Genomic DNA, 17396 nt, shown 5'->3' with positions numbered 1-17396 from the left:
TTTCTTTTTCGAAGCTATTGTCCGATATAAGTTGGATACATAATAAACCCATCCGTTGTTGAAACCTGCGTTGGCGAATGACCATTGGCCCGCATAATATATATCGCAGGATTATACGCTTTCGGATCATTGGCAAGGTATATAATATGCCGGCCATCCTTCGACCAAACCGGGTTGCTTTCCAGTTTGCTTGTTTTCGTAAGTCGCTTATTTTCGGTTCCATCACTATTCACCACAAATATCTCTGAATTGTCGCCCACCGTGCAGGCATAAGCTATTTTGGTGCCATCGGGCGACCAGGCGGGGCTTAGTTCGATAACCCGGTAATAAGCAGAGGCTGAAGGTACAGCCGGAGGAGGCGCCACTACCACCTCTTTCATTCCTGTACCATCTGCATTTGTAACATACAGGAGAGAGCCTTGATTGCCCGCGCTTACAAATGACAGGGCAATTTTATCGCCGGCAGGAGAAAGTATCGCATTGGCATACACTGTACCTGCAAGACCAAGCCGCCACGCATTGCTTCCATCCGCCCCCATAATATAAATACCGGGATTGTTATTGACCGCATTATAAATGATCTTGCGGCCATCCGGAAACCAATGCGGATAGGTACTCCTGCCATCTGTAGTAAGCTGCTTTTCATTCCTGCCATCACTGTCCATCACAAATACATTAGAGGAAGTATTTCCCAGGCCCATCATCCATTTCTGGAATAATATTGTACGATCATCCGGCGACCATGACATATTGCTGTAAAAACCTGTGTCGCTGGCCAATAATACAGCTCCTCCCCCTCTTTTATCAATTACATACAGCCGGCTGGTCCTGCTTTTATCGAGGGTTGAATAAAGGAACTTATTCCCATCATGCGAAACTGCCAGCGGTTCATTGGCGATGGTATCCCCCGACAGGGCGTGCAGCCCACTACCATCGGTCTTCATGAGAAATAGCTGAAAGCCCTCCGTAGTCCCGTTTTTGGCAATAAAGGCGATCTCATCGGTGGCGTTGAGGTCGAGCGGCTCCTGGATCTCATTTTCCACTTTTCCCTTCCTGCAAGCCACAGCAACTAAAAAAAATAATATTACAAGGGTACAACGCATCGTGTGGGTGTGTATTACTGTTTGAGGATCACAGGGTATATATCATCCCCTATCCATTTGGTGAGCGGTGTTTGAGCTTTTCCATCGGGCGTCATTCGGTATATCTCACTGCTTACCGACATATCTCTGTTGGAACTAAAATAAATATATTTCCCGTCACGGCTCCATTCCGGGTTTTCATCCCGCATAGGAGAATTGGTGAGCCGCTTGTCGTTCTTACCATTGGCATCCATTATAAAAATATCCGGTGACCCATTGGCCCAGGATACATAAGCGATCTTCGTTCCATCCGGCGACCAGACAGGGCTATGGTTGCCATCCCTCGCCCACCCCGGCCACACCCTGGGGCTAACGGAAGTAGTAACCTGTTTTGTACTGCCTCCATTGGCATTCATTAAGAACAGTTGAGATCCATCCTGGCTATTGCTCACCAATACCATCTGCTTACCTGTAGGTGATATACTGAAACCTCCAAAGCTTTGATCGGCCGGGGACAGCCGTTTTGTACCACTGCCATCCGGCTGAATGGAATAAACACCAGCCTTACCATTTTCCACGCCGATAAAACCAATCGTTTTGCCATCCGGGAACCACTGGGGAGAACCGGCTGATATACCGGTCACCAGGGCTTTTTCATTCCTGCCATCGGCATCGATAATAAAAATGCTATAAGTCAGGACCTGGGCGCGCCGGTCATCTAATTTTACAAATAGTATTTTGGTATCATCGGGCGACCAGACAGCACTACTGATATAATCATCATGGGAGCCTATCAAAGTAGTGCTGCCATTGGCCTTATCCATTACATATAAATTATTTTGCCCGTTTTCATACGTATTGAAAGCGATCTTCCGTCCGTTGTGTGAGCCTGTAACAGGGGTACATTTTACAATACGGTCAGATATAAGCCGCTGGTGATTGCCATCTGAATTCATCAGGAAGAGTTGCCAATCCGCGCTGTTTGGAATACGCCTTGAAATAAAGGCTATTTCCGCCGGACCGTTGTCGATGAGTGGTTGCAGGCCAGGATCGGGATCCTGGTGGTCCTTTTTGCAGGCGCTGATCGCCAACAGGAAGAGGGCTGCAAATTTCTTCATGTGTGGGCTGTTTTGCAGCCTGACAGTACTTACGCCGACAACGTTGCATGAAAAAGCCCCTTCTATAAAGAAGGGGCCAATTTGTACCTCGATAACGACTACGTATAACACTTAAAATACTCCTGTTTATTGAGGCATCAGCTAATTGCTAAAAGCTAATACCTAATTGCTAACAGCTAACATCTGATAGCTATCACCTCCCCTACGGCTTGTCCCACCACAGGCGGGTGGCGATATTATCCGCACCACCCAACTTTTGTACAGCTCCCTGGTAGCCAGCCTGGTTGGTCTCTTTTTCACTGATGGCGAAATTGATACGCCTGATGAATTGTCCGGCCGGTATTACACCCCCACTGTTATTGATCACCACGGGGAATAATTTCGGATAACCGGTGCGGCGTTGTTCAGTCCAGGCTTCCTGTGATTCGGGGAAGAGGGCCAGCCATTTCTGGGTAATGATCTGCTCCAGCTTCTGATCGGCAGAGCCGGCATCATTCCATTTGGGGCTTACTGTACTGAGGATGGGCGAACCAGCCAATACGCTATTGGCAGCGTTGAAAGGATCTACATACGGAGCAGGTTTGGCGGTGCTATTCTTGTACGCATCAAACTGCCCTTCTACTCCCCACTGGGCCAGGGAACGCTGAATACCTTTCTCATAAGCTTCCTGTACAGAAGCGAGCTCGGGCACGGCCCATCCCCGCAATTTAGCTTCTGCTTTCAGGAACCATACTTCAGCTGCGGTGAGCATCGGCATCCTGGTGTTGAGGTTGGCCACGTTCGACAGCTTGCGGTACAATTGATCATTGGGCAGGTCGATACCATTGCGAATACCTTTATATTGTCCTGCAACGGCCGGATCAGTGGCTGGCGAGAAATACTTTGCCAGGCGTGGATCATTGTACCCGGTAAGATAGGATTCAATGGGAGCGCCCATCTTGATATCGCCCCAGCTGTTGGAAATAACACTGATCGGATTGTTGAGGGTTTTGCTGTTGATGATAAAATCATCTTCATTGTTCTCGATAAGGCCAAATTCATTCGACATGGCTTTCTCGGCTTCTGTCTTCCCTTTGGCGGCATCAGCTTTGGCAATTCTTACGGCCAGGCGAAGGCGCAGGGAATTGAGCAGCTTCATCCATTTCTTATAATCACCTGCATAAGAGAGATCGAAGTTCTTGAAGATCTTAGCCGAATCGGCGCTGAGGGCGTAGGGCTTCAGTTTGGCCTGCGCATCATCCAGGTCTTTGAAGAAAGCTGTATAAGCTTCCTGTTGTGAATCGTAGGTTACGCTACCATCGGCATTGATCTTACCGAAGTTGGTATACACTACTGGCCCAAATACATCACTTACACGGTGCAGGGACAATACTTTCAGGATCATGGCCCAGGCCTCGAAGTTGGCATATTTCTCTTTTTTGGCCCGGTCAATAACTGCCTGGGCAGGCGACATCACGTTGTCGTAGGCCAGCACCCAAGTGTTGTTGTTCCAGCCGTCCATCATGGCATAACTGGAGTTGTTGACGTTATTGGCAAAGGGTGTGGGGGTCATCATGTAACCGGAGAAGATATCTGCATTCAGGTTTTGCATCAACTGGTATTGCCATTCAGGGGCAAACAGGTGCACACCCAGCTGCATCTGGCTGAAAGGTGCGCCATAGAGGGCAAAATCGCCTTTCAGATCGGATTCACTGAGCCCGTAAGGGTCGGTATTGATATCCTCAAAGCGTTTCGTACAACCGCCTCCGATAAAGCAGGGGATTAACGCTGCACATAAAAACAGGTTGAAGAAAATATAATTACGTTTCATATTATACATGCGTTTAAAATGGTCAATCAGAAAGCAACTTTTACATTAACTCCGTAGCTGCGGGTAGCAGGCAGGCCAAATACATCTACGCCTTGCAGGCCGTTGTCGGTACTCAGCGATATCTCGGGATCAAATGGTGCATCGCGTTTGATGAAGAAGAGGTTACGGCCTATGAAGGATACATTGAGGCTGCGTACACCCTTCCACTTGAGGGGTACTGTATAACCCAACGACACTTCGCGCAGGCGAACGGCTGTCGCATCATACATATAAAACTCTCCAATACCCGCACGACCACCAATAGCTGTATAGTAAGTCTTCGCATCTATTTTGCCTTCAAAAGGAACTCCGTTTTTGGTGCCTTTTACCTGTACACCGCCATTTTCACGGGCACTGGCACTGGCCTCACTGAAACCACGCAGGTCCAGTTCGGCCTGGGTGATACTCATCACTTCTCCGCCAAAGCGGCCGTCGATCAGGAAGCTCAGGTCGAAGTGTTTGTAACGAAGGTTGTTGTTCCAGCCTGCCGTGAAATCAGGATTGGGATTGCCTACCAGTTTGCGATCGGCCGTATTGCGGATGGGCGCTCCATCATTGCTGAGGGCCAGATTGCCTTTATCATCACGGGCTGCGCCGAAAGAAATAATATCTCCGAAGCTGCCACCTTCCTTTACAATGGAAGCGTAGGTATTGTCGAAAGTGGTGAGGAAGAACATGCCATTCACGCCATCGGTTACGCCATCTTCACTCAGGTTCACTACGGTATTCTTGTTGGTCGCAAAGTTCAACGATGTATTCCATTCAAAGTCTTTGGTTTTCACCGGTGCGCCATTTACCATGATCTCGAATCCGGTATTGCGAATCTGTCCCAGGTTGAGGAAATAGGTATTGAAGCCGCTGCTGCTGGGGGCTGGTGTTTCAAAGTACTGGTTGTAGTTGTCGTTCTTGTACCAGGTAAGGTCTACACCCAGGCGGTTGTTGAGAAACCTCCATTCGGTACCGATCTCAAAAGAGCGGTTATCTTCCGGCTTCAGGGTCCTGTTGGGGAAAGCCGCCCTTACGTTTTTGATCAGTCCACCTGTAACGGGATTGATCCTGTACAAAGGAGGATTTGTGGCAAAAGCCCGTACGCTGTTGCCTACCTGCGCATAAGATACCCGCACTTTGGCCAGGTCTACCACTTCGGGCAGGTGGGCCATTTCATTCAATACGGCGGTTGCCCCTACGGAGTAATAAAGAAAGCTCAGGTCGTCGGTAAAGGTCAAAGCAGAAGCCCAGTCATTCCTGCCTGTGATGTCGAGGTACAACATGTCCTTGTAACCCAGGGAAGCGCTGCCCAATACAGATTGTGTTTGTGAACGCAATACAGATTGTTGTTTGGCTGCGTTACCTGAAAGGATATTCTGTACGCTGAAGATATTGGCAATGCTGAGTCCCTGTTTTACACCATCTGCATTGACCGCTCCGTAAGAGTCGATGAAGGTGCGATCGGCCGTGCGTGAATCGGTAATAGAAGCACCCAGGGTAGCAGCCAGGGAAAGATTGGTGCTCAACTTTGTGTTATAGAAAAACAATACATCACCATAGGCAATATTGTTCTTGTTGCGCTCCCAGGTATACCGGCCATTCAGATCGGCAATGATGGGGTTGGTGCTTGCATTTAATTTGGCATCGTAATCATCTACTGACATATCATAACTGCCGCGTGCCTGAACAGCCAATCCCCTGGTGATCTCATAACGCAGGCTCAATGAACTGAAGGCCCGGTCGCGGCTATCTTCGCGTACATTGCGGTTGAGTATCCAGAAGGGGTTTTGTGAATATTCGTTGCCAAAGGTCCCTGCATCGTATTTCACATTCCACCAGTTCTGTACCATCAGGGCCCTGGCTGGTGAATACACTTCATAATTGTTTTTATAAGCACCAAAATCCAGGTTGCGCGGGAAGAAATACGTACCTACCTGGGGATTGTTGTACAAACCAGCGGAAGGTCGGTTGGTAGATTTTTGCCTGGTGAGTGTTACCAATCCGTCCACGGTCAGCTTATCATTGAAGAATTTGGCATTCTCGCGAAAGGTGAGGGTGTGGCGATTGAATCTGGCAGTAGGGATAACGCCTTTATTATCGGTGTTGGAATAAGAGAAATAACTCTGCGCCCTGTCGCTGCCGGCCATCAGGCTGATGCTGTTGATCCAGGTAGCGCCTGTTTGGAAAAGATCATCAGAATAATCGCCCTTGCCATTCTTAGGCCCCCAGCCGTTTTCATTATTGGGGCCATCCTGTCCGTAGGAGAATTGTGCTTCGGGTTTCAGCATTACCCTATCGAGGGTGAGGCTGCTGGCGAGGTTTACGCGGGCCGTACCTGCCCTACCCTTTTTAGTGGTCACCAAGATGGCGCCATTGGCGGCCTGGCTGCCATAGAGGGCAGCAGCGGAAGCACCCTTCAGCACCTGCATACTCTCAATATCTTCGGGGTTGATGTTGGAGATCGCATCACCGCCATCACGGCCGGCACTGGCGGTACCGGAAGATTGTCCAAACAGGTTCTCGGGCTGTGCCACAGAACTGTTGAACATGGGAATGCCATCAATTACATACAACGGTGAATTATTCTGCGTACTCTTATTACCACGCATTACCACCTTTACGGAACCACCTGCACCGGATGCGCTCCTGTTGACGGTGAGGCCGGCGATCTTACCATTCAGGCTATTCACCAGGTTGGGATCTTTTACTGCGGTGAGCTCTTCGCCGGTGATCTTTTGGGTAGCATAGGTGATACTTCTTGATCTTCTGTTGATACCCAGGGCGGTAACGACCACTTCGGTCATCTGTGATCCGGAGGAGGCCAGCAATACGTTGACACTGGTACGACCGCCGGGCGTTACTTCCTGGGGGGTATAACCTACTGCCGTAAATACCAGGGTTTCTCCGCTATTTACTTCAATGGAAAAGTTTCCATCTGAATTGGAAGTGGTACCCCGCTGCGTACCTTTCACGGTTATGCTCACTCCCACCACGCCAGCCCCCGTAGCATCCGTAATCTTACCTGTCACTACATCGCCTAAACGATTATTAATAGTCTGCGCATCGGAACTAGCTGAACTGGCAGGCGCAGCATTTACGTCGGTCCTGGCAGTCTCTTTGGCGGCCAGGATCACAAAGGTTTTGTCATTGACCTTCTTATACTTCAATCCTGTATTTTCCAATACCTGGTTCAGGATCTTCTCAATGTCGGCATGGTCCTTTCTGGCAGGGTTCACGAGCCTGTCGCCCAGTGATTCATCTGCGAATAAAAAATAAACGCCTTTTGTTTTATTGAGGTCTTTTAATACTTTGAACAGGGGTTGTTTCTGGCTGGAATCTTCCGGTTTTTTGTTCGTATCACCTTGCTGGTGAGCAGCTCTTTGTTTGCCAGTTGCATAGGCATATACGTCCTGTGCGTTGGCTGCCGGAACAGCGAACAACTGCAATCCCAGTAAACAGCCAAGTAATTTCGGTTTTATGTGAACAACTCTCATAATGCAACCTATTTAGTTAATAGCAGTTTGTTTTGTGATTGTACTTTTTACCAATCGGGCATAGAACATCACCCTGCTTTCCGGAGCAGCAGGAAACATTCAGGTTGTTTTTCCAAAGGCGCTTGTTTACCAGGCGCTTTCAGTCGATACAAATACCCGTATTCAACAATTATTCAGTAATGAGGATCTCATTATTCGTTTTTCGAACTACATGGAATTCCGAGGTAGCTTCCAGGGCCTGCAGCAATACATCCAGGTTATCATTCATCATAATCCCGCTGATGGGTTTATCGCCTATCTTATCATTGGCCAGGGAGATCTTTACGCCGTACAGTTCTTCGATCTGTTGCACAGCTACACGCAGGGTTGTTTTTTCGAAAAACAGCTTCTTGTCCTTCCAGGCGAGTACATTTTCTTCCCGGGCTGTTTTGATCTTCGGCTGCTGCTCATTAAATTCCACAAACTGACCGGGCTTCATGTTTATTTCAGTGCCATCCTTCATTTTCAGCGTCACACTTCCTTCGGTGAGCATTACATTGGTCTTACCTGCCCTGTTCATGACATTGAACTGTGTACCGGTAACGACTACGTCAAATCTTTCTGTATGTACTATGAATCGGTCCTTAGAGGGTGTTTTGGATACATGGAAAAAAGCTTCTCCTTTCAACCATATTTCGCGGGCGGTGCCTTCTTTCCAGCCATCGTGGTAGCTGATCTCGCTATTGGCATTCAACATGACGGTAGATCCGTCGGGTAATTGCTGTTTGCGGATCTCCCCATAAGCCGTTTGCATCTGTGCGGCGGGTGTGGGTCTGTTCATCCATACTACTGTGCTTACGCCTATCAGCAATACGGCAGCAGCCGCCCACCACCAGGCTTTGTTGCGGCGTTTGAGGTGAACCACTGGTGTGGTGGTATCGCCCGTTAAGCGGGTCATTAAACGTTGTTCAGCAGCAGCTGCCTGCGCAGCAGGTACTTCCTGCTCCCGTATGATGAGCGCCGCCATGTATTCCCTGGCTTCCGCCAGCAACAGGCCCAAAGCGGGGTCCTGGGCCATACGCGCTTCCCACCACTGCCCGGCAGCCTGATCGCCACTTAAATACCAGGACTGAAAGTCCTCATCGGCTATAATATCCTCTACTGTTGAAAACGTTTTTTCCATAAATCAGCGTATTTCCGGTTATAAGTGGCTGGTTTGAATCAATTGTAATGCTAATTTTAAAAATATTTTTACTAACGGTTGATTTTCTTCATTTTTACCGGTAGTTTACGTTTGCCCGCTATTCAACGAATGCCAGAGGACCCGATTAACCATAAACAAGACACTGACTGCTGGAAAGCCTTTATTGAAGGTGACAGGAATGCTTTGGGCATACTGTTCAGCCGTCATTATTCCGATCTATTCAGGTATGGGAATAAGATATGTACCGATACGGAGATATTGGAAGATTGTATCCAGGAGTTGTTCATAGAATTGTGGCAGAGTAAGAATCCCCCGCCCTCCATCTCCGTGAAGGCTTATTTATTGAAAGCCATCAAGTACAAATTACTGAAAGCACTCCACAAAAGAAGCAATACCCGCCTGCAGGCCGAAATACCGGAAAATAGCCACTTCGAGATCAGTCATGAGACCTTTATCATTGATAAACAGGAACATGCTGAAAAAACAGCCCGGGTGATCAGGGCCCTGGAACAGCTGTCTACCCGCCAGCAAGAGATCATTTACCTCAAGTTCTACCAAAACCTTAGTTATGAAGAGGTAAGTGATATCATGAACATCAATTACCAGGTGGCCCGCAACCTGCTTTCGCAGGCGATCAAGACGATGAAAAGGCTACTTCTCAAGTTACCTTTATTATTTTTAGTGTAAAGACCGGGAACGAGGCAGTGAGGCAACAAGGCATCGAGGCAACAAGGCAACAAGGCATCGAGGCACAAAGGCAACGAGACCGGAACTACATTGCTGTATTATGCAACCGGTTGCACAAAAACTTTCCCTATTGCGGCTGTATACCCTTAAATACAGGCACAGCCTGCTGTCTATTACACCTGTTATCTCGTTGCCTCAATGCCTTTATGCCTCGATGCCTATTTTTTTCATTGTGATTTATAGAAATAGCGCTTACCTTCGTGCGCTCAAATAACTCAGTCCACTAAAATAGTTTTTATGAGCATGGTTGATTCGTTTGAGAAGATCCCCGTCAATATTTACTCCGATCTTAAGCAAGGTTCCAGATCAGTAGCCCGAGAAATTGCCGACTTAATCCGCAGCAAACAAGCCAAATGGGAAAAATGTATTTTAGGCCTCGCTACAGGCTCTACTCCCAAGTCACTTTATGCCGAATTGGTTCGCCTGCATAAAGATGAAGGTTTGAGTTTTAAAAATGTGATCACTTTCAACCTGGATGAATACTATCCCATCGAGAAAGATGCGCTTCAAAGCTACAACCGCTTTATGCATGTGCACCTGTTTGATCATGTAGACATTGATCCGGCCAACATTCACATACCCGATGGAGAGGCTTCCAAAGAAAACATCAAGGCCCATTGCCTGCGGTATGAGCAACTGATCGAAGATGCCGGCGGCATAGACCTGCAAATACTTGGCATTGGTAACAATGGCCATATCGGTTTCAACGAGCCCGGCTCCAGCATCTATTCCCGCACAAGACTGGTCACACTCGACAATTCTACGCGCATTGCTAATGCGTACGAATTTGCCAATATATCACAGGTGCCCCGCCTGGCTATCACCATGGGCATCAGCACGATCCTGAAAGCCAAACGGATTGTATTGATGGCCTGGGGCCCCGGCAAAGCGCCTGTAGTACAGAAATCAGTAGAAGGCCATGTAGACGAACAAATACCAGCCTCTTTATTACAACAACACAACGACTGCACCTTTGTACTGGATGAGATGGCGGCAGCAGAACTCACCCGCTTCAAATCACCCTGGCTTACGGGCGATTGCGAGTGGACGCCGGCCATGATCCGCAAAGCCGTGGTGAATATGGCGCTGAAAGTAAACAAGCCCATCCTCAGCCTTACCAATAGCGATTACCGCGACAATGGCATCAGCGACCTGCTGGTAGAAAAAGGTGATGCCTACGAGATCAACCTGCAGGTATATTATATGATGCGGGACACGATCACCGGATGGCCTGGCGGCAAACCCAATGCCAGCCTGCCCAATCACCCCGAGCGCAGTGAACCTTATCCCAAACGTGTGATCATCTTCTCTCCCCACCCCGATGATGATATCATCTCCATGGGAGGCACCTTCCAGCGCCTGCACGACCAGGGGCATGATGTGCATGTAGCTTATCAGACCTCCGGCAATATTGCTGTTACCGATGAGTTTGTAACCCGCTTTATGGACTTTGCAGTAGGATTTGAGGACATGTTTGGTGTGGACAGCTCCAAGAGCACGGAAATATTGCAACAGGCCAGGGCTTACCTGAAAAAGAAGAAATCAAACCAGATAGATACGGCCGATATACGCGCTATCAAAGGACTGATACGCCGTTGTGAGGCGAAAGCCACTTGTCGCTACGTAGGTATCAGTGATAACAATTATCACTTCCAGAACCTGCCTTTCTACGAAACTGGCACCATTGAAAAGAACCCCATGGGTGAGGCAGATGTACAACTGACTGTTGACCTGCTGCGCAAATTAAAACCCCAACAGGTTTTCTGCGCCGGCGACCTGGCCGATCCGCATGGCACCCACAAAGTTTGCCTGGATATCGTATTTGAAGCATTACGCCGCATCAAGAACGATGGTGATGAGTGGGTGAAGGATTGCTGGATGTGGCTGTACAAAGGCGCCTGGCAGGAATGGGATATCAGTGAAATTGAAATGGCCATACCCATGAGCCCCGACCAGGTAATGAAAAAGCGCTATGGCATTTTCATTCACCAATCGCAGAAAGACAGTGTACCCTTCCAGGGTAGTGATGCCCGTGAATTCTGGCAGCGCGCCGAAGACCGCAATGGCAATACAGCGAGCCTGTATGCGCAATTGGGGTTAACGAAGTATGCAGCGATGGAAGCGTTTGTGAGATGGCATTATTAATTCCGAATGTAGCATGTAGAATTTCGGATTGCCTGGTATTCGATCGTACTGACTAAATAAAAAAGCCTGAATGCGTATTGAACATTCAGGCTTTTCATTTATCCGACACCAAAATACACTTACCATTTCAACAGCAAGCTGCACCTAAAGAATTCGAAATCCTACATCCTACATTATTTCTTCCTCAATCCTGGCAGAAATCCTGTAATGATACCGATCAGGGGTAAATAAGCACATACCTGAAATACATAACCAATACTCGTCATATCCGCCAGTTTGCCCAGCAGGGCCGATCCCAGACCACCCATACCGAAGGCAAAACCAAAGAACAGGCCGGCAATCATGCCCACTTTACCGGGCACCAATTCCTGTGCATATACGAGGATAGCAGAGAAAGCAGAAGCGAGGATCACCCCAATGATGGCGGATAATACACCTGTCCAGAAGAGGTTGGCATGCGGCAGCAATAGCGTGAAAGGCGCTACACCCAGTATAGATATCCAGATGATGTATTTGCGGCCAAAGCGATCGCCCAGTGGTCCACCCAACAAGGTGCCGGCTGCTACGGAGCCCAGGAAAATGAACAGGTAGATCTGTGATTGCTGTACGGATACATGAAATTTATCAATGAGGTAAAAAGTAAAATAACTGCTCATGCTGGCCATATAGAAATACTTGGAGAAGATGAGCACCAGCAATATGGTGATCGATATCACCACCCGCTTCCTGGACAGGCCATTGTCGACCACCGCAGCTGCGGCCTTACCCGCCCGTTGTATCAGCCGTTCTTTATACCATACGGCAATTTTAGAAAGGATAACGATACCCAGTATCGCCACCAGGCCAAACCAGATGACATTTGATTGTCCATGTGGAATAATGATGGCGGCTGCCAGCAAGGGACCGATCGCGCTGCCTGCATTACCACCCAGTTGAAAGATCGATTGCGCCAATCCTCTTTTGCCACCCGATGCCAGGTGCGCCACGCGGGATGCTTCGGGGTGAAAGATGGATGAACCTACCCCTACCAATCCTACCGCCAGCAGGATACCGATAAAGCCGGTAGCCAAGGACAACACGGTAAGCCCGGCCAGGGAAAAGCCCATGCCGATGGCCAGTGAATAAGGCTTGGGATATTTATCCGTATACTGCCCTACGAATGGCTGCAGCAGGGAAGCAGTGATCTGAAAAGTAAAAGTGATCAGGCCGATCTGTGCAAAATTCAACTGCAGGTTATCCTTAATAAGGGGATAAATAGCAGGGATAACCGACTGCATCATATCATTGAGCAGGTGGGTAAAACTGATCGTGAAGAGGATAGGAAATACAGTCGTGCTCACCAACGCTTTAGTGGCGGCAGTGTTAGTTGTCGAGTTCATATGAAAAATTTGATATCCAATGTCATTGAATTAAGTAAACACTCTTTTGAAGACGGTTTCGACAAGGTCCTTTAGCTCAGGGTGAGCCGCCCTTGAAGGGCGACCCACGCTGTAGCCGCCTTCGACAGGCTCCTAACATTCGTTTCTTAATCAATGACTGGTCAGGCAGATACATGCCCGTTGATGCGGGCGGCAAAATGCCAGGCCCCTTTTGGATCCTTGTCAATAATACTTTTTAATAGTTGTCTATGGAGGTCCATTGTGTCGATAAAGGGCCGCGTATCGGAAAACCGGCTCAGGAAATCATTTCCTATACGGGAGGAAAATGATTTGTAGAGATCGGCCAGCACTTCATTGCCCGATGCTTCCGCAATAGCATTGTGAAAACTGATGTCCGCTTCCACACTGCCGGCAATATCGTTTGCAGCGGCTGCCTTTTCACGTGCCTCGAAGCAACGTTGTATTTTTTTGGCGTCTTTGGCCGTACGGTGAACGGCGGCTTTCTCGGCGATCTTCATTTCCAATAATTGCCGCACCTCTTTAATATCATTCATGTCCGATCGCTTCAGCCGCTGCGACAGCGGCTCGCAAATACCAGCGTGTTCTTCTACAAACATGCCAACACCCTGCTGCACCCGCAGCAGTCCGGAGTTGACCAGCAGTTTGATGGCTTCGCGGATAGAGGAACGCCCTACCCCAAATCGATGCATCAGCTCCGGTTCCACCGGCAATTGATCGCCCACCTTATACTGTCCCGATTTAATTTGTTGCTGCAGGCGCGCTGCCACTTCATCGGCCAGCGAGCGCCTGGAGATGCCATGTTCCATAGTCGTCTGATGATATGATGAGTCAAAGATAGTAGAATGAATCGTATCAGCAAGTATAATTTGTGTACCTGACTATTTTACGCGCCTCCCACCCTGTTCCTGCGCATGGCCTGCGTATTGCCCACACATTGCTTACGGCTTGCCTCCGTATTGCCTGACCGCTCAATGAAAAGGGGCCATTGTTCTAAGGAGCGTAGGCAATACGGAGAAAATATCCAGGCCATGTTCAGGCTTTTGTCAACACATTTACCCCTTTTGTCTATTCATTGATATTGAACAGGACGGATAGCGGTAGCTTGCCCTTATGCCAACATACACTATTTATTTTTCACCGGGCTTATACCTCCTCATCTGGGCCGTGCTGTTTACGGTTCCGATGATCGTATTCCAGGAGGCCGATGGAGGGTTGATGAAATGGCTTTACCCTGAACTGTTGATGGAGAGATTGTATAACAGGGCTATTCCACAAAAAAAGGGCAGCAACAGCACCCTCTTTGGAGTGGATGCTGTTGCTGCCCGGTATCATCAGGCGGCAGGGCTGCCTGATCAACGATTTCTTACTGGTTGGGAAAACTTCTTGCTATACCCAATTCCAGGCCCCTCAATTCAGCCAGCCCCCGCAGCCTGCCAATGGCAGAATAACCGGGATTGGTCTTCTTCTTCAGGTCATCGAGCATCTGGTGACCATGGTCGGGGCGCATGGGCAGGGCCATATTGCGCTTGCGCATCACCTGTAGTATCTCCTTTACCACACTATACATATCTACATCGCCTTCGAGGTGATTGGCTTCATAAAAATTACCGGCGGCATCGCGCTGGGTGCTGCGCAGGTGGATAAAGTTGATGCGATCGCCCAAACGTTTGACCATTCCCGGCAGGTCGTTATCAGCCCGCACACCAAAAGAACCCGTACAGAAGCACAGGCCATTGGCTTTGGAAGGAACGGCAGCAAACAAGGCATTCACATCGGCTTCTGTACTCACCACCCGTGGTAAACCAAAGATGGCATAAGGAGGATCATCGGGGTGAATGGCCAGCACCACACCCGCTTCTTCAGCTACCGGTGTAATTTGTTGGAGGAAATAGATGAGGTGCTGCTGCAGTTTGGCCGCATTAATACCATCATAGGTATCCAATGCCTCCTGGAACTGCTGCACGGTAAAGCTCTCTTCGGAACCCGGCAATCCGGCAATGATATTGCGCTGCAGCAGGGTCTTTTCGGTATCGTTCATCGCTTCCAGGCGCTGGGCAGCCTGTTGCAGTTCCTGCGCACTGTATTCTGTTTGGGCGCCTTTGCGTTTCAATATCAGCGCATCAAAAGCTACGAGGGCCGCGCGCTCAAAACGCAAGGCTTTGGAACCATCTTCCATGGTATAGGCAAGATCAGTCCTCGTCCAGTCCAGTACCGGCATGAAATTATAGGTCACAATATGCACCCCACACTTTGCGAGATTGCGGATGCTCATTTTATAATTCTCTATGTATTGTCTGTACTCCCCTTTCTGCACTTTGATGTGCTCATGGACGGGGATACTTTCTACTACATTCCAGGTTAATCCGGCTGCTTCGATCTCTTCTTTTCGCTGCATGATCTCTTCTACGGGCCATACTTCTCCATTGGGAATATGGTGCAGGGCTGTTACGATGCCCGTGGCGCCGGCCTGCCGGATATCCCATAAGCTTACGGGATCTTTAGGGCCAAACCAGCGAAATGATTGTTCCATCAGGGGTACTTGCTGTTGAGTGCTCATTGAATACAGGAAAAAATTAATGAATGAATGTTTACGTGACGAAGATAGTGCATGGAAGAATTCAGAATTTAGAATTTAGAAGAGGGTTGCGCGCCGCAAGCTTCTGTATTCTGGATTCTATATTCTGTATTCTCTACAGACTCACGCCTCTTCTCCAGGGAATAAAATCATCCTGTCCCAGCAATACAGCTTTGGGCTGTACATGACCACTGGCTACTTCAATGATATAGTTCATGATGCGATCGGCCATTTGAGGGATCGTCTCCGTTCCCTCGATGATGGTACCGCAATTAATGTCCATAATATCCGGCATCTTCGAAAACGTTTTCGTATTCGTGGAGAGCTTGATGACCGGTGCGATGGGATTGCCGGTAGGTGTTCCCAGGCCGGTGGTAAAAAGAACAATGTTGGCGCCGGAGCCTACTTCGGCTGTAGTGCTTTCCACATCATTGCCGGGCGTGCACAGGAGGTTCAATCCTGGTTTTGTTACCATTTCAGGATAATCCAGTACAGCCGTTACGGGAGAAGTACCGCCTTTTTTGGCGGCGCCGGCCGATTTGATCGCATCAGTGATCAATCCATCACGGATATTACCGGGAGAAGGATTGGCGTAAAAGCCCGAGCCATCGGCCTCTGCCCGGGCATTGTATACGCGCATGAGTTCCATGAAGCGCATAGCGGTGGATTCATCCACACATCGGTCGCTCAACTCCTGCTCTACGCCGCACAATTCCGGAAACTCGGATAAGATAACTGATCCGCCCAGTGCTACCAGGATATCGGATACGTAGCCCACAGCCGGATTGGCCGAGATGCCTGAAAAGCCATCGGAACCACCGCACTCCAGGCCAATACAAAGCCTGGACAAAGGAGCGGGTTGACGGGTAATCTTATTGGCCTGCATGAGGCCCGCAAAGGTCTGTTTAATGGCTTTTTTAAGCAGCTGCTGCTCTGTACCCTCTTTCTGTTGTTCCAGCACCACCAGGGGCTTGCTAAAGCCGGGATCGCGTTTCATGATCTCCTGCTTCAGGATGGAAGCCTGGGCATGTTGACAGCCCAGGCTGAGGATGGTAGCCCCGGCCACATTGGGATGGGTAATGTACCCGGCCAGCAACCCACACAGTGAGTTCGCATCCAGCCTGGTGCCGCCACATCCCATATCATGGTTCAGGAACTTGATACCGTCGACATTGGGAAATACCCGCTGTGCAGCCTGTTCGGTAAACAGTTCTTCCATGGGCGCATTCAGGATATCCGCCTCCGCGCTGCCTCCCTGGTATAGCTTTACCAGCGCTTCCACATCAGCCTGGAAAGCCTTTGTTTTGCTGTATCCCAGCTTATCTACCAGGGCTTCCTTCAGTACTTCCACATTGCGGTTCTCGCAAAATACCAGGGGTATCACGATCCAGTAATTGCCGGTGCCTACCGAGCCATTGGCCCGGTGAAAACCCATAAAGGTCTTATCCTTCCATTTTGTTACATCGGGCTGCTCCCATTGCAGGCGGCGCTGGCCAAGACTGTATTCTTCTGCTGCATGGTGAATATTTTTGGTAGTTATTGCTGCTCCCTGCTGTATGGCTGTATCTGCCTTGCCTACCAGCACGCCGTACATATAAATATTGTCACCGGGATTTAAAGGTTGAATGGAGAATTTGTGTTTTCCGGCCACCGGGTCGGTCAAAGGGAATGTGTGGTTATTCAGTTCGATCAAAGTTCCTTTCGGTAAGTCCTGTAAAGCCACCAGTACATTGTCGCCAGGGTGTATCTGGAGGTATTTGTGTGTATGCTGCATATCGTCATTTAAGTGCCAAAAAACTTTAATACAAATAAAGA

Annotated in this window: 12 protein-coding genes; 2 read left to right on the top strand and 10 right to left on the bottom strand. The window is 48.9% G+C overall.

Features of this window, described 5'->3' with window-relative positions:
- Positions 1–14: 14 nt before the first annotated feature.
- The 5 genes from D3H65_RS02835 to D3H65_RS02815 form a co-directional block, all read right to left on the bottom strand.
- A complete protein-coding gene (locus tag D3H65_RS02835) occupies positions 15–1064 on the bottom strand; it encodes a TolB family protein (protein ID WP_162915376.1) in 1050 nt (349 codons plus the stop codon).
- 53 nt (positions 1065–1117) lie between these two features.
- Positions 1118–2200, bottom strand: coding sequence for a TolB family protein (locus D3H65_RS02830; RefSeq protein WP_119048802.1), 1083 nt, complete (start codon positions 2198–2200; stop codon positions 1118–1120).
- A 202-nt stretch (positions 2201–2402) separates the two neighbouring features.
- Positions 2403–4010, bottom strand: a complete 1608-nt coding sequence (locus D3H65_RS02825; protein ID WP_162915375.1) for a RagB/SusD family nutrient uptake outer membrane protein — start codon at positions 4008–4010, stop codon at positions 2403–2405.
- Positions 4011–4036: 26 nt separating this feature from the next.
- A complete protein-coding gene (locus D3H65_RS02820; protein ID WP_119048800.1) occupies positions 4037–7531 on the bottom strand; it encodes a SusC/RagA family TonB-linked outer membrane protein in 3495 nt (1164 codons plus the stop codon).
- 169 nt (positions 7532–7700) lie between these two features.
- Positions 7701–8693, bottom strand: a complete 993-nt coding sequence (locus tag D3H65_RS02815; RefSeq protein WP_119048799.1) for a FecR family protein — start codon at positions 8691–8693, stop codon at positions 7701–7703.
- A gap of 129 nt (positions 8694–8822) precedes the next feature.
- Here D3H65_RS02815 and D3H65_RS02810 point away from each other — a divergent pair, with 129 nt between their 5' ends.
- Both D3H65_RS02810 and nagB read left to right on the top strand, forming a co-directional pair.
- Complete coding sequence (locus D3H65_RS02810; protein WP_119048798.1) at positions 8823–9401, top strand: RNA polymerase sigma factor; 579 nt, start codon at positions 8823–8825, stop codon at positions 9399–9401.
- Between the two features lie 297 nt (positions 9402–9698).
- Positions 9699–11606, top strand: a complete 1908-nt coding sequence (gene nagB / locus D3H65_RS02805) for a glucosamine-6-phosphate deaminase (RefSeq protein WP_119048797.1) — start codon at positions 9699–9701, stop codon at positions 11604–11606.
- Between the two features lie 173 nt (positions 11607–11779).
- Here nagB and D3H65_RS02800 read toward each other — a convergent pair whose 3' ends face one another.
- From D3H65_RS02800 to D3H65_RS02780, 5 genes are all read right to left on the bottom strand, one after another.
- Positions 11780–12985 carry an MFS transporter gene (locus D3H65_RS02800; protein WP_119048796.1) on the bottom strand — a complete coding sequence of 402 codons (1206 nt, stop codon included), beginning with the start codon at positions 12983–12985 and terminating at the stop codon, positions 11780–11782.
- Between the two features lie 161 nt (positions 12986–13146).
- Positions 13147–13812: a FadR/GntR family transcriptional regulator gene (locus D3H65_RS02795; RefSeq protein WP_119048795.1), complete on the bottom strand. Its 666-nt coding sequence runs from the start codon at positions 13810–13812 to the stop codon at positions 13147–13149.
- A gap of 77 nt (positions 13813–13889) precedes the next feature.
- Positions 13890–14036 carry a hypothetical protein gene (locus tag D3H65_RS32775; protein ID WP_162915374.1) on the bottom strand — a complete coding sequence of 49 codons (147 nt, stop codon included), beginning with the start codon at positions 14034–14036 and terminating at the stop codon, positions 13890–13892.
- Positions 14037–14369: 333 nt separating this feature from the next.
- Entirely contained in the window at positions 14370–15536 is a 1167-nt protein-coding gene (uxuA, locus tag D3H65_RS02785; RefSeq protein ID WP_211345608.1) for a mannonate dehydratase, read from the bottom strand.
- 160 nt (positions 15537–15696) lie between these two features.
- On the bottom strand, positions 15697–17355 hold the full coding sequence (locus D3H65_RS02780; protein WP_119048792.1) for a UxaA family hydrolase: 1659 nt from the start codon (positions 17353–17355) through the stop codon (positions 15697–15699).
- Positions 17356–17396 lie beyond the last annotated feature (41 nt).

The organism is Paraflavitalea soli, assembly GCF_003555545.1.
Lineage (GTDB): Bacteria > Bacteroidota > Bacteroidia > Chitinophagales > Chitinophagaceae > Paraflavitalea > Paraflavitalea soli.
This window is presented reverse-complemented; position numbering and strand designations above follow the sequence as displayed.